This window comes from Stenotrophomonas sp. CFBP8994 (assembly GCF_034044835.1).
Taxonomy (GTDB): domain Bacteria; phylum Pseudomonadota; class Gammaproteobacteria; order Xanthomonadales; family Xanthomonadaceae; genus Stenotrophomonas; species Stenotrophomonas rhizophila_A.
In genome coordinates this window covers 366,133-387,596 of record NZ_JAXCWT010000003.1, presented here as the reverse complement: position 1 = coordinate 387,596, position 21,464 = coordinate 366,133, and the positions used below count along the sequence as shown (strand labels likewise).

Sequence of the window (21,464 nt, the reverse complement as noted above, 5' to 3'; positions counted from 1 at the left end):
TTACTGCAGCTGCCCGTGCACTGCGGCGGCGGGCATGTGGTCCAGCGCCATCCAGGCGTCCTCGACAATCGCGCGCGCCTGCTGCCAGCCCAGCCGTGACTGGCCGCGCATCTGTTCCCAGTGCTCGGCCAGCTCGCCGTCGGTGTCGTCGTCGCTGCCACGCGGCCAGTCTGCATAGTGGGTGGTCAGCGCGAAGGCATACGCCGGGTAAAGATCCTTCCAGCTGCGCCTTCCCTGACTGCGGCGGCGTTCGTAATCGCTGCGCATGTACTGCAGGTAGTCCTGCGCCACGGCCTCCGGCTCTTCGGCGCGCGGACGACGGCCGCGGCGCGCGTTCCGGTCCGGCTGCAGGTAGGCGTTGAACAGCGCGGGTGCGGTACGGCGATCCAGGCGGGGCATGGCACGTCTCCGGCAGGGGTGGGGGGTTGGCAGGAATAGCCCCGCCGCCGTTATCCAGCCGTGACAGATCCGTTGAGATCGGCGCGCTCCGCTTCACGTCGGCCTCCCCTCCGGGGTGCGTACAGTCCAGCCAACCCTCCACGGAGACCACCACCATGCAACGCGATCCCCTGCGCGAAGCCACCGCCCCGGTACCGGGCGAACAGCGCGCCAAGCACGACCTGCAGAACGAAGAAGACCGCGGCGCCGGCATGTCGCCCTCCGAAGCGCCCGAGCACATGCGCACCGGCATCGACCCGGTCCACGCCGGTGAGGTACACCCCTCCCGCGACCGCAAGGACCCGGCCGCCGCGCCTCACCCGGGCGGGGATGAGCACGAGCATCACCGCGCCGCGCGCAAGGCGCATGAGAGCGACAACCAGGACGAGGCGTTGGAGGAGACGTTCCCCGCCAGCGACCCTACGTCGCCGTTCGTGCCGGCCAAGATTCCCAAGTGAATGGGGCAGGGTGGGCGTGGATCATTGCCACGCCCACTGCACGCCCACGCTGTAGCGTCGGTCCGGCCCCGGTTCGAAGAACCGCTGGTTGCCGTCGTTGACGATCACCGAGCCGATGTAACGCTGGTCCAGCACGTTGTCCACCCTCGCGAACACCCGCAGCGCGCCCTGCGCGGTGGTCCACCTGCGGGCCGCTTCCAGATTGAACAGGGCATACCCCGGCGCCTGGTCGGTGGCCAGGTCGTTCACCACCGTATCGCTTGAGGCCACCACCTCGCCCGCCCACTGCCACGCGCCGGGCTGGTACTGCAGCCGCCCGAACCACTGCTGCTCCGGCACGCCGGGCAGGCGTGAGCCGGCCGCCACCACCGTGTTGGGGACGGCGCAGCCGGTGCCCGCGCACACCAGATACGGCTCGCGCACCGTGGCCTGCACGTAGGTGTAGGCCAGGCTGGCCTCCAGCGCCGCGGTGATCGGCAGCTGCAGGCTGGCTTCCACGCCCTGCCGGCGGGTCCTGCCGATGTTGCGGTAGGTGCTGCGCCCGTTGGTGTTGCTGGCCACCGCCAGCTCGTCATCGGTATCGGCGCGGAACACCGCCGCGTCGAAGGACGCGCCACCGGCACCGCGCCACTTTCCGCCCAGCTCCAGGTTCCGGCTGCGCGCGGCCGAGAGGTTCAGCGCCAACCCGGCCGCGCCATCTGACCGGTAGCCCAGTTCGTTGAAGGTGGGCGTTTCAAACCCGCGTCCGGCCGAGGCATACACCCGCCAGGCATCGCTGGCGTGAAACACCACCCCGGCCACCGGCGTGGTGGCCGAGTAGTCGCGCACGCCGCTGTCGTCCGGGTTTCGCGCGGTGATGTAGTGGTCGTTGGAGCGGAACCGCACCTCGCTGTGGCGCACGCCCATCAGCAGCGACCAGCGCGGCGCCCACTGCCAGAACGCCTGCGCGAACTGGTCCACGTTGCGGACCCGGTCGGCCTGGTCGCGCCGCAGTGCGCCGCGCACACCCAGCGCATCGCCGACGAAATTCTCATAACCGCGTCGATCCTGCTGCTGCTGGTCGGCATTGGCGCCGATCACCACTTCCAGCGGCCGCCCGGCCCAGTCGCCCTGCCACGCCCAGCGCAGGTCCAGCCCGCCATAGCCGCCGTCCAGGTCGATCACCCCGCCGGCATGCAGCGGGTTGGCCTGTGGCCCCGGCGGAATGGCCAGGAACTGCTCCACGCTGCGCTGCCCGGCATAGCCCATCGCGCGCCAGGTCTGGGCCCCTTGGATGCGGGTGAACACCAGCCCAGCCTGCGCCTGGCGCACCGATTTCCGGGTGTTGTACTGGATGGCCACCGCCGTGGCCTGGCGCGGGTTCTGCCGCACCTGCTCGCGGGTGAGGCCCAGCGGGTCCTGCGCGTCGGGGGAATCGAAGTAGTTCAGCACCAGGTCCAGCTGGCCACCGCCCACGTCGGTGCCCAGCCGCGCGTTCACCGATTCGCGGCGCGCTGCGCTGTGCTCGCGCCAGCCATCGGTGCGGAAGTGGTTGGCCGCCACGTTGTAGCGCACCGGGCCCTGCTCGCCGCGCAGCTGCGCCCCGGCGCTGAGCGTGCCGTCGCTGCCGCCAGCCACCCGCAGCCGCCACGGATCGCCGGCCTGGCCATCGGCGCTCCACACCTGCACCACGCCGCCGGACGAGTTGCCGTAGAGCGCCGAGAACGGCCCGCGCAGCACCTCCACGCGCTGGGCGGAAAGCATGCTGGCGTGCGAGAGCTGACCCTGCCCATCGGGCATGGTGGCCGGCACCCCGTCCACCAGCACCCGCACCCCGCGCACCCCGAAGGTGGAACGCGCGCCGAAGCCCCGGATGGAAAGCTGGGTGTCCTGGGCCAGGTTCTGGCGGTCGCGCGCGACCACGCCGGGCACCCCGCTCAATGCGTCAGCGATCTGGGCCAGGGTGCCGTTGGCATCGTCATCCAGCCACACCGTGCTGAGCGAGGCCGGCAGATCCACATCGGCCACCTGCTGGCCCCGTGCGGCCTGCACCTGAACCGTGGGCAGCCGCTCGATGGGTGCGGCAGAGGACGGGGCAGCCTGGGCCTGTGCCAGGTTCGGCAGGGCGGTGGCCGAAAGCAGCGCACAGCAGCGGGCCAGCGGGGTAAGACGGAACATACGCAGAGGGGAATCTCCAAAAAATGAGCACCGCACGACAGGGTACGGTCCCAAGCGTGACGGCGGCCGCCGCGCCCACGCCGAGGCTTTGTTACGATGAGGTAGTTTCGCGCCAACCTCCCCCATCCGTCATCCGAATGAGTACCGCCGTGTCCTTCTTTGCAAATGTGGAACTGGTCCCGGGCGACCCGATCCTGGGCCTGACCGAGGCATACAACGCCGACAGCCGCCCCACCAAAGTCAACCTGGGCGTGGGCATCTATTACGACGAAAGCGGCCGCATTCCGCTGCTTCGCGCCGTGAAGCAGATCGAGCAGCAGCTGGCTGGCGAAGCCAAACCGCGCGGCTACCTGCCGATCGACGGCCTGCCTGCCTACACCCAGGCCACCCGCGAACTGGTCTTCGGCAAAGATTCGCCGCTGCTGGCCGCCGGCCGCGTGGCCACCTCGCAGACCATCGGTGGCAGCGGTGCCCTGCGCGTGGGCGCGGACCTGCTGCACCGCCTGCTCCCGCACGCCACCATCGCCATCAGCAACCCGAGCTGGGAAAACCATCGCGCGGTGTTCGGCGCGGCCGGCTTTGAAGTGGTCGAGTACGCCTACTTCGACCCGGCAACCCACGGCGTGGATTTCGCCGGCATGCTGGCTGACCTGAACAAGCTGCAGCCGGGCACCGTGGTGCTGCTGCACGCCTGCTGCCACAACCCCACCGGCGCCGACCTCACCGTGGCCCAGTGGAAGCAGGTGGCCGAGCTGCTGAAGGAACGCCAGCTGTTCCCGTTCATCGACATGGCCTACCAGGGCTTCGACAAGGGTATCGACGAAGACGGCGCCGCCGTGCGCATCATCGCCGAGGCCGGCATCGACAGTTTCGTGGTCGCCAACTCGTACTCCAAGTCGTTCTCGCTGTATGGCGAGCGCGTGGGCGCGCTGTCGGTGGTGGCCCCGGATGCGAACGCCGCCAAGGCCGTGCAGTCGCAGGTCAAGCGCATCATCCGCACCATCTACTCCAGCCCCTCCACCCACGGCGCCGCCCTGGTGGCCGGCGTGCTGACCAGCCCCGAGCTGCGCCAGCTGTGGGAGCAGGAACTGACCGAGATGCGCGAGCGCATCCACGCCCTGCGCCACGGCCTGGTGGACAAGCTGGTGGCTGCCGGTGCACCGGAGTTCGCCTTCATCAACGACCAAGCCGGCATGTTCTCGTATTCGGGCCTGAGCCGCGCGCAGGTGGACCGCCTGCGCGACGAGTACGGCATCTACGCTGTCGGCACCGGCCGCATCTGCGTGGCCGCGCTTAACCAGGGCAACCTGGAATACGTGGCCAAGGCCGTGTCGACCGTCGCCAGGGGCTGAGCTGCTGCAACGGTGAAATGAAGGACGGCCGCCACGTGCGGCCGTTTTTCTTTTCGTGCAGGCAGGTTGAAACCGGTTACGTGTCCCGGTTGCCTCGTAATGCCCTGCCGAACGGGCCACAATACGGCCCCCGAAATGTCTTTGGCAGCCATTCCATGTCCCGTACGTCGCTTACCCGGTACCTGATTGAAGAGCAGCACGCAGGCCGCATCAATGCCGACCTGCGCCAGCTCATCGCAGTGGTTGGCCGCGCCTGCACCAACATCTCCATCGCGGTCAGCAAGGGCGCGCTGGGCGGCGTGCTCGGCGACGCCGGTACCGGCAACGTCCAGGGCGAGGCGCAGAAGAAGCTCGACGTGATCAGCAACGAGATCCTGCTCGAGGCCAACGCCTGGGGCGGCCACCTGGCGGCCTGTGCCTCCGAGGAAATGGACCACTGCCAGCCCGTGCCGGACACCTACCCGCGCGGCGACTTCCTGCTGCTGTTCGATCCCCTCGATGGCAGCTCCAACATCGACGTGAACGTCTCGGTCGGTACCATTTTCTCGGTGCTGCGCAGCCCGGCGGGCACCGAACAGCCCACCGACGAGAGCTTCCTGCAGCCGGGCACTGCCCAGATCGCGGCGGGCTACTGCATCTACGGCCCCAGCACGCAGATGGTGCTCACCACCGGCCACGGCACCCATTCGTTCACCCTGGACCGTGAAACCGGCGAATTCGTGCTCACCCAGCGTGACATGCGCATTCCAGAGGACACCCAGGAATTCGCCATCAACATGTCCAACCAGCGCCATTGGGAAGCCCCGATGCAGGGCTACGTGCAGGACCTGCTGGCCGGCAAGGAAGGCGCGCGCGGCAAGAACTTCAACATGCGCTGGATCGCCAGCATGGTGGCCGACGTGCACCGCATCCTTACCCGCGGCGGCATCTTCATCTACCCGTGGGACAAGAAGGACCCCAGCAAGGCCGGCAAGCTGCGCCTGATGTACGAAGCCAACCCCATGGGCCTGCTGGTGGAACAGGCCGGCGGCGCCGCCACCACCGGCCGCGAGCGCATCCTGGACATCCAGCCCGACCACCTGCACCAGCGCGTGCCGGTGTTCCTCGGCTCACGCAACGAAGTGGCCGAAGCCACCCGCTACCACCGCGAGCACGACGCCCGGGCCTGACGTAGCGCGACCCTTTGTGACCCCGTTCCCAATCATGGCAACGGGGTGACACCTGCACCAACACAGGTCACCATCGGGCTGAAACGCCCACGGATGACCCCATGCCGGCCGATACCCCGCTCGACTTCATCGAAGTAATCCACAACGCCATCCCCGTTGAGACCTGCGCCGCCATACAGGCCCAGATGCGCGCCAGCGCACAGTTGAAGCCCGGCGAAGTAGGCAGCGGCGTGTTCCCGGAACTCAAGCACAGCAAGGATCTGCGCATAAGTGGGCGTCCCGAGTGGCGCCAGGCGGAAATCCAGCTGCAACAAGCAGTATTCAGCGGGGTTTTGACTTATCTACGCCGTTATCCACAGGCGCTGATCTCCCCGCTGATGTTGCAGGTTCAAGACAACGATGGCACCGCGCGCCGCCTGAAGGCTGAAGATTTCCCCGGCATGGACGACAACGCGCTGTCCGAACTGGCCCGTACCTGCCTGCGCCCGGGCGCCATCAACCTGCAGTGGTACGCGGCGGGCGAGGGCGGTTACCCCTATTGGCACTGCGAGCTTTACCCGCGCGACCCCGGTGCGGAGACCCTGCACCGGCACCTGCTGTGGACGCTGTACCTCAACGACGAGTTCGACGCCGGCGAAACCGAGTTCCTGTTCCAGGACCGGAAGATCGCCCCGCGCACCGGCAGCCTGCTGATTGCGCCTACCGCATTCACCCACACCCACCGGGGCAACCGCCCGCAGGGCGGGGACAAGTTCATTGCGACAAGCTGGATCCTGTTCCAGAGCGCGGAGAAGCTTTACGGGGGTGGGTGAGATGCGTGGGCTGGTTCACACAGAAACACCAATCGGAATGCTGCAACGGGCTGCACGCGTCAATCAGTAGGCTGTGCCTACTGAAATCGAAAATTCAACAGAAACAATCGTTTTGTGTTGCGCGGGCGAGGTCTGCAAGGTGGGTGCCGGAGCTCAAAAACTCCACAAGACGCAATATCCGGATGCCCCATGTCGGGAGGGTGGCTAATACAACACCCTCAATGGGGGAATACGCCCGCCGTTGTCTTGTACGGTTTTTGACCTCCCGACGCCCTCGCCCTCACCGGCGAGGGCCATTCCCCGTTTGGAGGCAAACCATGAAGAGCGACCCGGCCCAGCCGACTGAAGACCAACGCGTCCCGCGCGAGCGGTGGATGCAGTACAGCCAGATCAACAACGTACGTGCGGTTCCGCAGATCTGCGAGCGCGACCGCGACCACGTTGGCCCCGTCCCTTTTGTCATGCTGCGCGGCACCTGGCTGCGCAGGTTCGGCTTTGAAGTGGGTGTCCATATCAGAATTGAAGTGGTCCACGGCCAGATCACCGTCAGGCCGCTGTGGAACGACAGCCAGTTCGAAGGCCAGGGCACTGCGGCAGACAAGCCCATCACGTGGCGGGCGCAAGTAAAGGACCGCTGAGGACCGAGGCTGGGCGGGCCCCCACGCAGCGCCATGTAGTGGCACCGCACCCGCCCATGTGCTTCCATTGCCAGGCACACAGATCCGTGAGGAGTCCGCCATGCCCCTGGCCCGCATTGACCTCCGCAAAGGCAAGCCCGCCGCCTACCGCCAGCAGATTGGCCAGGTGGTTTATGACGCGATGCTCAGCATCGGGGTGCCCAAGGATGACCGCTTCCAGATCATCCAGGAGCACGAACCGGATGGACTCATCTACGACCCCGGCTACCTGGGCATTGCGCGCACCGATGACTTCATCTGCATCCAGGTCACCTGGAACGAGGGCCGCACGCTGGAGCAGAAGAAAGCCTTTTACAGCGCCGTCGCCCATGGCCTGCACGACGCGGTGGGCATTCGCCTTGAGGATGTCTTCATCAACCTGGTGGAGGTGAAGCGCGAGAACTGGTCGTTCGGCAATGGCTTGGCGCAGTATGCGATGTGAGCGACCAGGCGGGCTTGCGGCGCCTCATTGCATTGATTGGTGCACCGCGTGACCTGGTCCGCAGACGAGATCCTTCTTGCCGGCAGCAGGCGTGCAGTGGAGATTGTCGGTAGGTCGAGTCTTGCGCCCTATGCGTTTCACATCACTGACCTCGACGGCTATCCGTGGCATCGCCCGGAGGCAGCCCATGGCCTTCCGGAAGGCGGGTTCCTCGCCATTCGCCTGCCTGATGGAGCGTCTGCAGGAGCTGGCGAGTGGCGAGAGGAGGGAGAACAGGCCAGGCATCTGCTAAGCGTGACTGCGACGGCTGTGCTGGCAGAGCACTTGCCTGCCGACAAACAGATACCAGAGCAGCGTCGCCTCTCTACCGCGCATCTGGCGCTGCAGGTTGGACAGCCCATCCTGCACTACAGGTGTGAGATGTGGGCCGGAGAGCTGGAGTTCGAATGCACCCTGGTTTACTCGCCTGCGGAGTCTGTCCTTTGCACAGATGTTTCCGAAAGCAGCTCGCCGGCCGCACCTGATGCACTACGCGATGGGCTCTTGCGCATTGGGCTGCAGTTGCCAACGCGGTACTTCGCCCCGCATGCGCGCGATTTTCCGTGGAGCCGGTACAGGCTCCAACCGACGCTATGACCTCTTACCGAGTCGCTGCGGCACTTGGTTCGGTTGAAAACCACATCGTCTGATCATCGGGTGCTGCCGATGGCGTGGCCCTTTGGCGGTGCTAACCTTCGCCGGGTAGGCAATCCGGTCTGAACCTTAGGAGTAGGGCAGTGGGAAGAACCTGCGATTCAACCTTGCACCGCGAGAAGTTGCTCGCAAGCGATGTGGCGGCCTGCTACTACTGCTTCTCGGAATTTCCGCCCAGCGCCGTCGACGAATGGTGCGATGGCGATGATCAGGATCAGACCGCGCTCTGCCCGCGTTGCGGAGTGGATGCCGTGGTGGGCTTCAATGGCCCAGTGGATACGACGTGGATTCGGTCCGCGCACCAGATTGGATTTGGTTAGAGCCAAGGTGAACTGAACATGCTGAAGGAAGTTGGCGGCGTCCCCATCCAACCCAAGCACCGCGCCACGTGCCACTGCGGCGCCGTGGAGCTGGAGCTTGATCTTCCCAACGGTATCGAGAGCCCACGCCGGTGTGACTGCTCGATCTGCCGGCGCAAAGGCGCGGTGGTGGCTTCGGTCCCTCTCTCCGGGCTTCGTGTCGTGAAGGGGGCAGAGCACCTCAAGCGCTACGAGTTCAACACCCACACGGCCAAGCACTACTTCTGCGGCATCTGCGGGATCTATACCCACCACCAGCGCCGCTCGAACCCTCATCAGTACGGGTTCAACGTCGGGTGCCTGGAAGGCATCAACCCCTTCGCCATACCCAACGTTCCCGTGGAGGATGGAGTTCACCATCCAGCAGACAGCACAGGCTGACAAGCGATCCGGCAAGAGTTCCACAGCCTGCGCGCGTGATAATCTGATGGGTTGCACCCACCCACCTGCCAACCCATGCCCACCACGCCCAAACCCCGCGTTGCCACCCAGGCCGGAACCGGCTTCCGCACGCTTTGGCCCCTGCTGGCGGTCATGCTGTTCTTCCTCGGCAGTGGGTTCCTGGCCGGCAAGAACATCCACACCATCCGCGAGGGCAACGCGCTGGTGATCCGCTCCCAGGAGACGATGACCGCGCTGGGCGATGTGCTCTCTGCGGTGCAGGACGCCGAGACCGGCCAGCGCGGCTATCTGCTCACTGGCGATGACAGCTACCTGGAGCCCTATCGCACCGCCCTGGGGGTAGCCAGCACCCGGCTGGAGACAGTGGAAAAGTCCTTGGCCGATGACCCGGCCCAGGTCGACCGGCTCAAGCTGCTGGCACGGCGGGTCCAGGACAAGCTGGACGAACTGCATGAAACCATCGAGGTGCGGCGCACCCAAGGCTTGGAGCCCACCTTGGAGGTGGTCGGTTCCAACCGCGGCAAGGCAGCCATGGACGACATCCGTGCGCGCCTGGCCTCAATGGGGGCCATCGAACTGGACAAGCGCGCCAAGCGTCTTGAAGAGATGGAATCGGCCTACAACACGGCGCTGAGCTCCGGCGCGGCCAGCGCGGTGCTGGGCATCGTGCTGACGATCTTCATCGCCATCCTGCTGCGCCGCCATACCCGCGCCCGCGAGCGCGATGCGTGGCTGCAGCGGGGTCGGCTGGAGCTCACCACCGCCACCGGTGGCGACCTGGACAGCGGTTCGCTCGCGCGGGCCAGCTTGGGCTTCCTGGCCGGCTTCACCGGCGCACAAGCCGGCATGTTGTTCGTGCCGGAGGACAACGGCTTCCGGCAGATCGGTGCGGTGGGCACCGCGTCCGCCCCGGACGGGACCGACCAGTTGCGCGACAGCGGCAGCCTGCTCGGCCGCGCGGTGGACGAGAAGCGCGTGCTGGTAGTGTCGGACGTGCCGCAGGGCTACTTCACGGTCGGCTCCGGGTTGGGGCAGGCACAGCCGCGCCACCTGGTCATCGCCCCCAGCATCCACGAGGGCGAAGTGAGCGGGGTGATCGAGCTGGGCTTCTTCAGCGCGGTGCCAAGCGAAGTGGTGGAGCTTCTCCAGTTGGCATCCGGCGACATGGCGGTAGCGCTGCGGTCAGCGGCGTACCGCGCCAAGCTTTCCGAGCTGTTGGCACAGACCCAGCGGCAGACCGAAGCGCTGCAGGTGCAGAGTGAGGAACTGCGGGTTTCCAACGAGGAACTGGAGGAGCAAAGCCGGGCGCTGCGCGGCTCCCAGCACGAGCTGGAAGAGCAGCAGGCCGAGCTGGAGCAGACCAACAACCAGCTGTTCGACCAGTCGCAGCAGTTGGAGAACGAGCGCGACAAGCTGGCGCGGGCCAACGCGGCCATCGTGGCCGAGGCGGACAAGGTGCAGCGCGCGAGCCAGTACAAGTCCGAGTTCCTGGCCAACATGTCGCACGAGCTGCGTACGCCGCTGAACTCCGCGCTCATTCTTTCCAAGCTGCTGGGCGACAACCGCGACGGCAACCTGAGCGCGGAGCAGGTGAAGTTCGCGCGCACCATCCATTCGTCCGGCACCGACCTGCTCAACCTCATCAACGAGATCCTGGACCTGTCCAAGATCGAGGCCGGGCACATTGAAGTGCACGCCGAGCGCTTCGGCGTGGAAAAGCTGCTGACCGACATCTCGGCGCTGCTGGGTCCGGTGGCCAGCGAGAAGGGCCTGACGCTGGACGTGTCGATGACGGCCGATTGCCCGGTGGTGATCGAATCCGATCGCCAGCGCATCGAGCAGATCCTGAAGAACCTGCTGTCGAACGCACTGAAGTTCACCGAAACCGGCGGGGTGACGGTGTCGGTTTCGTCGGCCGGGAACGGCAAGGTGGCGTTCGCGGTGACCGACAGCGGCATCGGCATTGCGCCGGAGCAGCAGGCGCGCATTTTCGATGCCTTCCAGCAGGCCGATGGTTCGATCAGCCGGCGCTATGGCGGCACGGGCCTGGGGCTGTCCATTTCCCAGGAACTTGCACGCCTGCTGGGCGGCGACATCACGGTGGACAGCGAGCCCGGCAAGGGCAGCTGCTTCCGGCTGGTGGTGGCCACACGGCTGGCAACCACCGAGCGCCCGGCAGCGCCTGAAGCACTGCCGGCGCCGGTGCCTGCACGCGCGCCGTTCGCAGCGGGTGGTGTGGCCATGGCGCTGGAGGCGCGCCCCTTGGCCGCTCCAGGCAGCAAGGCCAGCAGCAACGGCCGCGGCCTGATCCTGATCATCGAGGATGACCCGGCCTTCGGCCAGATCGTCAGCGACCTGGCGGTGGAGATGGGCTTCCGTGCACAGGTGGCGCAGACGGCGGCAGAGGCCCTGGCCGCAGCGCGCACGGAGCTTCCGCACGCCATCGTGCTGGACATCGGCCTGCCCGACCAATCCGGCCTGTCGGTGCTGGACGTGCTCAAGCACGACATCCGCACGCGGCACATTCCCATCCATGTGGTGTCGGCGACGGACCATTCGCGCAAGGCGCTGGCGCTGGGTGCGGTGGGCTATCTCGGCAAGCCGGCCACCCGCGAGGAGCTGGGCAACGTGCTGCTCTCGCTGGAGCGCAGGCTGTCGCAGCGGCCGCGCCTGGTGCTGGTGGTGGAAGATGACGATGTGCAGCTGGACGCGGTGCGCCAGCTGCTGGCGCTGGCCGATGTGGAAACCATCGGCGCGCGCTCGGCCTCGGAGTGCCTGCAGGCGCTGGCCCAGCACACGTTCGACTGCATGGTGCTGGACCTGAGCCTGCCCGATGCCTCCGGCTTCGAGCTGCTCGAGCTGCTCAGCGAGCAGAGCCCGCATGCGCTGCCGCCGATCATCGTCTACACCGGCCGGGTGCTGTCGCCGTCCGAAGAAGTGCGGCTGGGGCGGTACTCGAGTTCGATCATCATCAAGGGCGCGCGCTCACCCGAACGCCTGCTCGATGAGGTCACGCTGTTCCTGCACAAGGTAGTGAGCGACCTGCCCGAATCACAGCAGGGCATGATCCGTTCTGCGCAGCACCGCGACACCGCGCTGGAAGGCCGCCGCGTGCTGGTGGTCGAGGATGATGTGCGCAACATCTATGCGCTGATGAACGTGCTGGAGCCCCACGGGTGCAAGGTCACCATCGCGCGCAACGGCCAGGAAGCCATTGACGTGCTGACGGCGGCCGTGGGCGGCGCGTCGCCCATCGAACTGGTACTGATGGACATCATGATGCCGGTCAAGGATGGCCTTACCGCCACCCGTGAGATCCGCCAGGACGGGCGCTTCGGCAAGCTGCCGATCATCGCCCTCACCGCCAAGGCGATGCCCGATGACCAGCAGCAATGCATCCAGGCCGGTGCGAACGACTACGTGGCAAAGCCGCTGGACGTGGATAAGCTGGTATCGCTGATCCGGGTGTGGCTGATGGCGTGAGCGGCAGAAGTACTCACCGCCAAGTGCAGCCCATTTCGGATCAGTATCTGCGCCAGGGTGGAAGTTGCAGTCGTTTGCGGTGAACATCCGCGACGCCGGCCATCACCACCGCGAAGGTCGATCCGCCGAATAGTGCCGCTCCAACGGCCGCTACGCCATCGGGCATTGGAAGGAACGGAAGGTACATCCAGGCGATCAGCCACACCACGGCCCATACGCTCCCGAACGCCAGGGCATTGACCCAGAAGCTCCGGAACAACGGCGGTGTCCACTTCAAGCCCAACCGCCAGGCGATTCTCCAAAGCGGTGGAGCGGCCAAGCTCAGGCTCAGGCTACCGCCTCGAGCAGCCAGGTCCTTCCGCATGCGGGCGATCTTGCTGTTGAAGTCCTCAACGGAAGTTTCTTCGTTCGTCATCGTTGGTTCCTTCAACGTGTAAGACCCGGCGCGTCGCGACCTGGGCAAGAATGCAGAAGGCTACCTGCTTCCTCAGGTTCGTTGTATCAGAAACCTCTGAGTTCCCACCCTATCCTGTATCTCCAACCTAAGCCGCGCCTGCTCCCGCTGCACCCATAGCTCGGCGCCGGTTTTGCCATTGGCAAAGGCGGTGCAGCGCCGATGCCGCCGGACTTCCGGCTCGCGATGCGCATCAAGCATGGCCACCCATTCCCTACCTCGCTCGGGTTGATAGATGTGGACCACCCACGTGTCGCCATGGGCGATCACCGTTTCGTCGTAGGCGGTGGCGGCGGGTTTGATCCATCGGAAGTCGGGCGGGAGCATGGGCGAGAGCATTACCGTTCCGGCTCTCAGAAACTGCGACGGGGAGGGTGGCCTGCGAAGTCCTGCTGGTCTGACCGTTGCTTCAGAGTTTGCCAGCTGCCTTGTAACGGGAGACGCCCTGTTCGATCAGCTGCTGGAGCTCCTGCAGCAGGGTGGGATCGATGACGTCGAAGTTGAAGCATGATTTCCCCTGCATGCGCTTCTTCAGGCCAGGACTGAGGCTCTGCAGCAGCTCGGGAAAGTCGTAGACCGGCATGAAGTGGAAGGCGTGCTTTCTGGCAGAGACTTTCACCGCCCCGAAGAACTGCGCCTTGCCCTTGCTGTCATCGTCTTTGCAGTTGGCGTAGAAGTGGGTGTCGGTATCGTGCACGACCGCCAGCGCCTCCTTGTGGGCCAGCAGCAGATCGCGCAATGCGACGAACAACGCCGAGGGCGTTCCCGATTCCAAATGGTGTGTCTGGGAGGCTGGTTTGCGGGGAGTCTTCATGGGTACCTCCGGAATTTCTCGCAACCATACCCGCCGCGAGGGCACGACAGATAGTGGCATGCCTGGGCCCAGCGTTTGAGGGTGACCGGAGACGGCGCTATGCTGGCCCAGCTATCAAGAAGGGAGCTGCGGGTGCGAAGTGGATGGGCTTGGTGTGTCGTTCTGGCACTCGCGTGCATTTCGGGTATGGCCCATGCGGCCGAGCCGGATCGGCGCATCGCGCTGACCATCGACGATCTTCCCTGGCAGCGGCTGGGCGAACGTACCGAGCCGGAGCTCGCCGCCCAACACGCCAGGTTGCTTGCCGCGCTGAAGCACGCCAGCGTCCCGGTGGTGGGCTTCGTCAACGAGGCCAAGCTTGAGGTCGGCGGCCAGGTGCAACCCACGCGCGTGCAGATGCTGCGCGACTGGCGTGATGCCGGGTTCGAGCTGGGCAACCACACCTTCGGGCATGTCGACCTGCATGCGATGCCGCTGGAAGCTTACGAGCAGGACATCCTGCGCGGTGAAGCCACCCTGCGCCCGCTGCTGGCCGAAACCGGGCAGACGCCGCGCTGGTTCCGGCATCCCTACCTGCATGCCGGGCAATCGCCGGAGGTGCGCGCGGAGCTTGGCGCGTTCCTGAAGCGGCACGGCTATAAGATCGCCCCGGTCACGATCGACAACAGTGAATGGATCTGGGCCTTTGCGTACGACCACGTGCGCGACACCGAAAGCGATCCGGCCAAGCGGGATGCGCTGATGCAGCAGCTGCGCCGTGGCTACGTGCCGTACATGCTCAACAAGCTCGACTACTACGAACAGCGCTCGCAGGAACTACTCGGCCGGCTGCCGGCACAGGTCTGGCTGATGCATGCCAATGCGCTCAATGTCGATTCCGTAGGCGAGCTGGTAGCCGCCACCCGTCGGCGCGGCTACCTTTTCATTTCGCTCGAAGCCGCGCTGCAGGATCCTGCGTACCAGCACGCCGACGGCTACAACGGCGGCAGCGGCATGAGCTGGATCCAGCGCTGGGCGATGGCCGAGAAGGTGCCGAAGTCCTTCTACGCGGGCGAGCCCACGGTGCCTGGCTGGGTCATGAAGCTTGCCGGGCGGGATGGCGAGTAGTTGAGCCCGGCAAATCGATCAGTTTTCCTGATAATCGCTTTCATCGTACGTGCCCGCAACCGTGCAGGTCAGCTGCGGCGCTACGCCCTCGCCCAGCATGAGTTCCCCCATCGTAGTCGTGCGCCCACCCGCCGTGCTGAGTTTTGCAGCTTTGCGCACCGCCGCTGCGTTGGCACCCAGGGTTGCGGTGTAACTCTCGCCCAGTTCGCCGTCCGCGTCGATGAAGATGGCTACTTCCTGCACCGGTAGACCGAACACCGTGAATGGCACGGGTGGCTTGATTGCCTCAATGGCACCGGATTCGTCGCGGGGCAGCGCCTTCCAGGCCGTAGCGGTGGTATCGGGCTTTGCGCGGCATTCAACAGCCGCCTGGATCGCGGGTGCTACGGCCTGCCATTGCGCCGCGTCGAACGCCTGCGCTGCCGGAGCGAACAAGGCGCCAACAAGCAGGGTAGTAAGGATCTTGATGGTTGCGCCGCGCTGATGCGGCTTCCCTTGGGTATTGGTCATGAGGCATTCCATTTGCGCTATAGGGTTCTACTTCCGGGGCAAGTTTACTGTGCAACGCATCAGGCCGCCCCATGGGCGGCCTGATGGTCTAAAGGTTGCGATGCTTAGAAGAAAATCGCGTAGAGGATCAGCAGCGGAATCGGAACGCCAAGCGCCCAGAGCAGCAGGGTCTTCATGGGAAGTCTCCTTGTTCGATTGGGAAGTTACAGGTCGCGGCGACGGCCGCCCCAGGTGGCACTGAGGCTGGCGAAGAAGGCGCCGATCAACAGGGTGATGAAAAGCCACAGTGCCGCGTAGGCGGTAGCCTTGCGCGCATCGTCGGCCACCTGCTTGGCGGTGTTCTTGGCTTCTTCCAGTGCAGCACGCATGCGGGTCTGGGTTTCGGTAACCCGGGCCTCGGCCTCGGCCTGGCTCATGCCGGTCTCGCGGGCAATCACCTGGGCCAGGTACTGCTTGTCTGCCGGGTTGAGGCCTTCGGACTGCAGGCTGGTGACGATGATGCGGTTCACCTCGGCACGTACTTCACGGCGGTCGCCGCCCGGTCGCGGGCCCTGCGGCGGCAGCGGGCGCGGCGGTGCAGCGTTTGCAGGACCCACCGCGGGAACCATCGCCGACGGATCGACCGGTGCGGCCGGATCAGCCGGCGTTTGGCCGGGCATGGGTGCGGGCATGCTGCCAGTGCGGAACAGCGAGTCCACCCAGTAGTTCAGGTCGCCCTGGTCTGAGCCCGCGACGGCGGTGCCGGCGCCCGCGGCGGCAACACCGGCGGTGGATGCTGCAGCACCTGCAGTTGCGCCGACGGCTTTGACGCCGGTGCCGAGCACGCCGCCAATGGCCGAGGTCAGCAGGCCGGCGGTGAGGAGGGTGGCGACGGCCCAGGAGACGAAGCCGTGGGCGGTGTCGCGGAAGTAGGTTTCATCGCCGTGCAGGCGAGTCCACTTGGTGCGCAGACGGCCGGCCAGATAGCCGCCCAAGCCGGAGGCTGCGAGTGCGGTAAAGGTCAGCCAGACGATGCTGCCCCAGCCGAAGGTTTCCTTCGAGACGCCATCAAATGCCCACGGCGATACCGAGGACAGGCCCAGCCCGACGCCGAGGATCAGCAGGACCAGCGACAGTGCTGCGGCGGCGACGGCACCGGCCAGGATCGCGCCCCATGACACCGCGCTTTCGGGCGCGGGTTCGATGACGGATGTTTCAGTCACAACGGCGATGTCGGGCCCGAGGGCGCCTCGATCAGGGTAATCAACTCGGGTGTTCATCGGTACTTCGCTCCGTCTGGATGCTGCATGTGCAGCTGGCACCCAGAGGCTGCGCGAAGGCAGGTGAAATCGGCGAGACCTGCGTCTTCACTTCCTGCATGCGCGGGCGGGCGCCAGGGCGATATGCTGTCTGGCGGTCGCGGTGGCGAGGTTGTACAGCCAGGCCATGGTTCTGTCATTCAGGGATAGGAGGGCACATGAAGCGCCGCGCAAAAGTACTGATCGCCATCGTGTGCACCTTGATGCTGGCGCCCGCCGTGGCATTCCTGATCTATGACGCATTGGTGTTCTGGCCGCATCGCGATCACATGCGAACCGTCCTGGAGAATGCAGATCCGCTGGATCGTTCGCCGCCTTCAAAGGTTCGCGCCTACATCCGCGCACAGCATGATGGCGCGTTGCCGTCCGCAGTGGTGGCGCGTCAGTTGCACTCCCGTTGGCTGCCCCGCAGAGGCATGCTTGACTGGCACGTGCGAAGCTTCCTTTGGGAGCGGCTTGTCTCCCTGCACCTGTCACAGGACGAGGTGTTGGGACTCTATGCGAGCCTTGCCTACAACGGAAAGGGGCAGGGGTTGAACTCCCTTTCGCAGCGCTTGTTCACCAAGCCATTGGATGCGCTGTCGGACGAAGAGGCTGCGATGGTGGTTGCCTACACATGGGCACCTGGCCTCTATGCCCAACATCCGGAGCGGCTGCGGGCGCGTACGGACATCCTGCTTTCCCGGGCGCGCAGCTCCCAGCTCAACGCTCTCTGATGGCGCCGTGGGCGATGGCTTGCGCGACTTCTCTGTCAAAGCGCTCACTCTTGGTGATGTGTCTTCTGACGTCGTCGGCCATCAGCTGGTCAGCGTCCAGGTAGGAAAGCTCGACCAGCTTCAGCAGAACGTCTTTCGACGGAGATTGCTTCAGCCACCAATGGAAGACGCCATTGCGGTCGTGTTCGGAAGCATCCTCCATACCAGGTTCGTAGCTCTCCATCAGCAGTTGCAGCTGGTCCGCCGGTACCAGCCCGTACTCTTTCCACTTGGGGTGAAAGTGCATGAGTGCGAGGTAGCTCTCAATGTCCATCACGCGCTCCGTTGAAAACGTGACCAGGTCGGTGCCGGTGTCCAGCACCCAGGCAACGCGATCCATGAGAGGAGGAAACCGACCCAGAGGCGTGTTCTTTCTTTCGGGGAGAGCGGTGGTGCGATTGTCCTCTTGCCTTCCATGAGCAGCTCCTGCGGAATGGTATCGGCGTGTGACGCTTCAGAACAACTGCCCCTGCGGCGAATCCTCACGCGGCGGCCGCGACGGGCGACGGAGCAGACACCTCTGCCGGAAAGCGGGCCGGCTCACTGTCTTGGTGGAGGTTACAGGGCAGAGGACTCACCATCCAGATGGCTACACGATTCACCTGGGGTCAGGAGGCGAACTTCAGATTTGCTTGTCAAGAAGGTGAGAAGCAATGAAGAGGACAAGAACAGATGCAATGATGAGATAGATGTAGCCCTCAATCGAAACCGGATAATTCTGGCAGAGCTCGATTACCACCGGCTGCGCTACTTGTTCCACGCACTCGCGTAGTTGCTTGTATGTGCTGACCGCCTTGAACTGCGCATAGAAGAAAGCGACCAAGGAGATCGTGCGCGCTCCAAGAAGTGTCCATCTTTGGGCCTGACCACTCATCTTCATTTACATTTCTCAAAGAAAGTCCGCTTGGAACCTTACCAGCTCGATCCTTCTCCACTCAGCCCAATTGGGTCGCTCTGAATGTAGCTGCCGACACTGGCGTCGTAGCGCCCGAATCCGTTGTACCAGAGCCGGGAAGGTGCCATCAAATTGCCCTGCGTTGGTGCCAAGCGGTGCCGGTGTTTGCCCGCGGGTTCTACAGCTCAACAGCTCCTGCTATGCGATGGGGTTCTTTGCAGTCCTCCGGCCAACCGAGCGGACTCACAAGCCGAAACTGGAGTTTGTAGTGCAGGGTAGTTGTATTTGCCGACTTCTTGATCTCCGCTGTTCCATCTTCCAACACGCCTACGCAGCCAGTTTTTCCCCTCAGGTCAAACAAGCCCTGCGAATAGAACGCATCGAACCTGACAGGGCCTGCCTCGCCTATTGCGCTAGCCGGCCGAATAAAGATCGATGTCATCTCTCTTTCAGCCTTGTCACTGCGCACGGACGCGCGCCTATTTGCGTTCGAAATAAGCACTTGAACTCCATCTCCCGCAATTCCTTGATGGCATGCCATCTGTGATCCAGCTATTTCATCGGCGATTGCAGAGGTCGGACGGCAGTTGGTCGCATTAGGAATTTCCCCTGTTCTCAAATTTACTGACGTGCTATTGCAAGCTGCCAATAAAAGAACTGCAGCAAGATAGAGAACAGGTTTAGTTTGTGCAGCCACAGCCCTCACCTCCAGCGTTGGTCTTGGCCGCTTCCGTTCTCTTAGCGGCTTCGTCGTAGATCTTGGGATTCAGAACAACGACCCCTGCGGCGACTCTTCCCTCGGCGGCAGCGGCCGAACAAACTTCGTGCAGTCCAGCTTCGGCCAATGGCTGTTCTGCGCGTCGAAGCCCAGGCGCTTGCGGGCAAGCTTGAAACGGCTGGAGAGCAGGTCGGCGTAGACGCCTTCGCCGCGCATGCGGGTGCCGAACTCGCTGTTGTAATCCTTGCCACCGCGCAGCTGGTTGATGGTGCTCATCACGTGCGCGGCGCGGTCCGGGTGATGCGTATCGAGCCAGTCGCGGAACAGCGGTGCCACTTCCAAAGGCAAACGCAGCAGCACATAGCCGGCGGTGCTGGCGCCGGCGTCGCGTGATGCTTCGAGCACCGCTTCCAGCTCGGAATCGTTGATCCAGGGAATCACCGGGGCCACCATCACGCCCACGGGAATGCCGGCGTCGTGCAGGCGGCGCATGGCGCGCAGGCGCGCGTGCGGGGCCGATGCGCGCGGCTCAAGGCGGGCCGACAGGTGCGGGTCCAGCGAGGTCACCGAGAAATGCACGCTGACCAGGTTCTTTTCCGCCAGTGGGGCGAGCAGGTCGATGTCGCGCTCGACGAGGGCGTTCTTGGTGATGAGCGAGAACGGGTGCTGGGTTTCCAGCATCACTTCGATCAGCTGGCGGGTGAGTTTGAGCTTGCGTTCTATCGGCTGGTAGGCGTCGGTGTTGATGCCCAGGGCGATCGGCTGCGGGGTGTAGGCGGGCCGCGAGAGTTCCTTGCGCAGCAGCTGCGGCGCGTTGGTCTTGGCAAACAGCTTGGTTTCGAAGTCCAGGCCGGGGGACAGATTGAGGAAGGCGTGCGAGGGGCGCGCGAAGCAGTACGAGCAGCCGTGCTCGCAGCCGCGGTAGGGATTCACCGATTGGCTGAAACCTACATCGGGGGATTTGTTGCGGCTGATGATGCTCCGCGCTGTTTCGGCCCGCACTTCGGTGCGCAGGCGCGGGGCGGCGAATTCTTCGCTGGTTTCCGGTTCCCAGCCGTCGTCCATGGCTTCGCTGACCGTGACTTCGAAACGTCCGGCGAGGTGCGTGGTGGAACCACGGCCTTTGATTGCGATACCCATCTTCAGAGGCTACCGGCGAGACGTCTCAGGGGTTGAGACCTTGGGTGGAGCGTGGCGGAGGGCGGAGCGGTAGGTATGGGTTAGTAGTATTACTAACCACAGGGTCGATGGGAAGCGCAATCCGCGCCCCTGTTGGGTTTGGGCTGAATGGTTGGGGTTTGTTCCCCAGGGTTATCCACAGGGGATTCTTCAGCTCGGTTGGATTGCGGCCAAGAGCATCCGGGCAGGGCCCGGATCTACGGTTTGCGCGGGATCCATCAAAGGAGGGCGAGGTAGCCCTTTACCGTTGCGTCCAGCCCGGCGTACAGGGCTTCGCTGATCAGGGCGTGGCCGATCGACACTTCGAGGACGTTCGGGACCGTTTGCAGGAAATCCCGGAGGTTATCCTGGGAGAGATCGTGGCCGGCGTTGACCCCGAGGCCGGCGGCCTGGGCGCGGCGGGCGGCGTTGGCGAACAGAGCGAGCATGACGGTGGCGTCGCCTGCGGCGTGCGCCTCGGCATAGGGGCCGGTGTAGAGCTCGATGCGGTCGGCGCCGATCTCGGCGGCCTGGGCAAGGTCCGGGTTGCCGGCGTCCACGAACAGGCTGACCCGGCAGCCGTAACTTTTGAGTTCGGCGATCAAGGGGCGCAGGCGGTCGGCGTCGCGGCTGAAGTCGAAGCCGTGGTCGGAGGTGAGCTGGCCGTCGCTGTCGGGCACCAGGGTGGCCTGGGCGGGGCGGGTCTGCGCGCACAGCGGCAGCAGGCCCGGGTAACCCGGTCGGGGCGGTGCGAATGGGTTGCCTTCGATGTTGAATTCGACGCCGCGCGCGGTGGTCAGCGCCGAGAGGGCGAGCACGTCCTCGGCGTGGATATGCCGACGATCCGGGCGTGGGTGCACGGTGATGCCGTGGGCACCGGCGTCCAGGCAGGCGGTGGCCGCCTTCAGTACATCAGGGTCCTGGCCGCCGCGCGAATTGCGCAGGACGGCGATCTTGTTCACGTTGACGCTGAGGTGGGTCATAGGCTCGGGGGAAGGTCATTCGGGTCGCGGTCGGCCTCGCGCCGGGCCTGGGCCTGCTCGCGCAGCCGGCGCAGCTCGGCAGGGTCGATCGCGTTGTAGATGTCGTGCGGCCCGGCCGTATCCCGCTGGCTGCCGCCAAAGCTGGCCAGGTAGCGGCCGCGGATCCAGGCCAGCAGGAACACCAGTGCGCCGGCCAGCCACAGCATCATCAGGCCGGTGGACGGTGTCTTGATGGCAAAGGTGAAACAGCCCAGCGAAAGCAGCAGGAACAGCCAATACATTGTCATTCTCCCCGTTGACCTGCGCAGTGTAGCGCCGGGGTGGGGGACG

At 65.0% G+C, this 21,464-nt stretch carries 23 protein-coding genes; 10 read left to right on the top strand and 13 right to left on the bottom strand.

All coding sequences use genetic code 11. The features are described from left to right. Entirely contained in the window at positions 1–399 is a 399-nt protein-coding gene (locus tag SOM39_RS10235) for a hypothetical protein (protein WP_068848077.1), read from the bottom strand. 155 nt (positions 400–554) lie between these two features. On the opposite strand from SOM39_RS10235, the gene SOM39_RS10230 reads away from it, so the two are divergent. Continuing rightward, complete coding sequence (locus SOM39_RS10230) at positions 555–896, top strand: hypothetical protein (RefSeq protein ID WP_184126341.1); 342 nt, start codon at positions 555–557, stop codon at positions 894–896. Positions 897–917: 21 nt separating this feature from the next. On the opposite strand, the gene SOM39_RS10225 is transcribed toward SOM39_RS10230, so the two are convergent. Beyond that, entirely contained in the window at positions 918–3,053 is a 2,136-nt protein-coding gene (locus SOM39_RS10225; RefSeq protein WP_320458262.1) for a TonB-dependent receptor, read from the bottom strand. Positions 3,054–3,202: 149 nt separating this feature from the next. On the opposite strand from SOM39_RS10225, the gene SOM39_RS10220 reads away from it, so the two are divergent. From SOM39_RS10220 to SOM39_RS10190, 7 genes are all read left to right on the top strand, one after another. Further along, positions 3,203–4,405, top strand: coding sequence for an aromatic amino acid transaminase (locus SOM39_RS10220; protein WP_095362627.1), 1,203 nt, complete (start codon positions 3,203–3,205; stop codon positions 4,403–4,405). 155 nt (positions 4,406–4,560) lie between these two features. Beyond that, positions 4,561–5,574: a class 1 fructose-bisphosphatase gene (locus SOM39_RS10215; RefSeq protein WP_095362405.1), complete on the top strand. Its 1,014-nt coding sequence runs from the start codon at positions 4,561–4,563 to the stop codon at positions 5,572–5,574. 101 nt (positions 5,575–5,675) lie between these two features. Further along, entirely contained in the window at positions 5,676–6,386 is a 711-nt protein-coding gene (locus SOM39_RS10210; protein ID WP_320458261.1) for a 2OG-Fe(II) oxygenase, read from the top strand. 317 nt (positions 6,387–6,703) lie between these two features. Next, on the top strand, positions 6,704–7,024 hold the full coding sequence (locus SOM39_RS10205) for a SymE family type I addiction module toxin (RefSeq protein WP_320458260.1): 321 nt from the start codon (positions 6,704–6,706) through the stop codon (positions 7,022–7,024). 100 nt (positions 7,025–7,124) lie between these two features. Then, positions 7,125–7,505 carry a tautomerase family protein gene (locus SOM39_RS10200; RefSeq protein ID WP_320458259.1) on the top strand — a complete coding sequence of 127 codons (381 nt, stop codon included), beginning with the start codon at positions 7,125–7,127 and terminating at the stop codon, positions 7,503–7,505. A gap of 1,031 nt (positions 7,506–8,536) precedes the next feature. Continuing rightward, positions 8,537–8,938 carry a GFA family protein gene (locus SOM39_RS10195; protein WP_320458258.1) on the top strand — a complete coding sequence of 134 codons (402 nt, stop codon included), beginning with the start codon at positions 8,537–8,539 and terminating at the stop codon, positions 8,936–8,938. 75 nt (positions 8,939–9,013) lie between these two features. Further along, positions 9,014–12,442 carry a response regulator gene (locus SOM39_RS10190; protein WP_320458257.1) on the top strand — a complete coding sequence of 1,143 codons (3,429 nt, stop codon included), beginning with the start codon at positions 9,014–9,016 and terminating at the stop codon, positions 12,440–12,442. A gap of 40 nt (positions 12,443–12,482) precedes the next feature. Here SOM39_RS10190 and SOM39_RS10185 read toward each other — a convergent pair whose 3' ends face one another. The 3 genes from SOM39_RS10185 to SOM39_RS10175 all read right to left on the bottom strand — a co-directional run bounded on the left by SOM39_RS10185 (position 12,483) and on the right by SOM39_RS10175 (position 13,710). After that, positions 12,483–12,857, bottom strand: coding sequence for a DUF6404 family protein (locus tag SOM39_RS10185; protein WP_320458256.1), 375 nt, complete (start codon positions 12,855–12,857; stop codon positions 12,483–12,485). Positions 12,858–12,929: 72 nt separating this feature from the next. After that, the gene (locus tag SOM39_RS10180; RefSeq protein ID WP_320458255.1) at positions 12,930–13,235 is read right to left on the bottom strand and encodes a hypothetical protein; all 306 of its coding nucleotides are present in this window, start codon (positions 13,233–13,235) and stop codon (positions 12,930–12,932) included. A 70-nt stretch (positions 13,236–13,305) separates the two neighbouring features. Beyond that, positions 13,306–13,710, bottom strand: coding sequence for a hypothetical protein (locus SOM39_RS10175; RefSeq protein ID WP_320458254.1), 405 nt, complete (start codon positions 13,708–13,710; stop codon positions 13,306–13,308). A gap of 186 nt (positions 13,711–13,896) precedes the next feature. Between SOM39_RS10175 and SOM39_RS10170 the strand changes: the two genes are divergently transcribed. Further along, positions 13,897–14,817, top strand: coding sequence for a polysaccharide deacetylase family protein (locus SOM39_RS10170; RefSeq protein WP_320458253.1), 921 nt, complete (start codon positions 13,897–13,899; stop codon positions 14,815–14,817). 18 nt (positions 14,818–14,835) lie between these two features. On the opposite strand, the gene SOM39_RS10165 is transcribed toward SOM39_RS10170, so the two are convergent. Together SOM39_RS10165 and SOM39_RS10160 are read right to left on the bottom strand one after the other, a co-directional pair. Then, positions 14,836–15,327, bottom strand: a complete 492-nt coding sequence (locus SOM39_RS10165; RefSeq protein WP_320458252.1) for a hypothetical protein — start codon at positions 15,325–15,327, stop codon at positions 14,836–14,838. Between the two features lie 203 nt (positions 15,328–15,530). Further along, complete coding sequence (locus SOM39_RS10160) at positions 15,531–16,586, bottom strand: hypothetical protein (RefSeq protein WP_320458251.1); 1,056 nt, start codon at positions 16,584–16,586, stop codon at positions 15,531–15,533. Positions 16,587–16,783: 197 nt separating this feature from the next. On the opposite strand from SOM39_RS10160, the gene SOM39_RS10155 reads away from it, so the two are divergent. Continuing rightward, positions 16,784–17,341, top strand: a complete 558-nt coding sequence (locus SOM39_RS10155; protein WP_320458250.1) for a transglycosylase domain-containing protein — start codon at positions 16,784–16,786, stop codon at positions 17,339–17,341. Here SOM39_RS10155 and SOM39_RS10150 read toward each other — a convergent pair. The 6 genes from SOM39_RS10150 to SOM39_RS10125 form a co-directional block, all read right to left on the bottom strand. Further along, the gene (locus tag SOM39_RS10150) at positions 17,328–17,720 is read right to left on the bottom strand and encodes a hypothetical protein (RefSeq protein WP_237334296.1); all 393 of its coding nucleotides are present in this window, start codon (positions 17,718–17,720) and stop codon (positions 17,328–17,330) included. The two genes, SOM39_RS10155 and SOM39_RS10150, sit on opposite strands and share 14 nt — an antisense overlap. A gap of 282 nt (positions 17,721–18,002) precedes the next feature. Next, a complete protein-coding gene (locus SOM39_RS10145) occupies positions 18,003–18,260 on the bottom strand; it encodes a hypothetical protein (RefSeq protein ID WP_095362396.1) in 258 nt (85 codons plus the stop codon). Positions 18,261–18,453: 193 nt separating this feature from the next. Further along, a complete protein-coding gene (locus SOM39_RS10140; protein WP_320458249.1) occupies positions 18,454–18,972 on the bottom strand; it encodes a hypothetical protein in 519 nt (172 codons plus the stop codon). A 69-nt stretch (positions 18,973–19,041) separates the two neighbouring features. Next, entirely contained in the window at positions 19,042–20,133 is a 1,092-nt protein-coding gene (locus tag SOM39_RS10135; protein ID WP_320458248.1) for a PA0069 family radical SAM protein, read from the bottom strand. 257 nt (positions 20,134–20,390) lie between these two features. Next, complete coding sequence (locus tag SOM39_RS10130; RefSeq protein ID WP_320458247.1) at positions 20,391–21,134, bottom strand: pyridoxine 5'-phosphate synthase; 744 nt, start codon at positions 21,132–21,134, stop codon at positions 20,391–20,393. Continuing rightward, positions 21,131–21,415 carry a hypothetical protein gene (locus SOM39_RS10125; protein ID WP_320458474.1) on the bottom strand — a complete coding sequence of 95 codons (285 nt, stop codon included), beginning with the start codon at positions 21,413–21,415 and terminating at the stop codon, positions 21,131–21,133. The genes SOM39_RS10130 and SOM39_RS10125 overlap by 4 nt, the downstream gene beginning before the upstream one ends. Positions 21,416–21,464 lie beyond the last annotated feature (49 nt).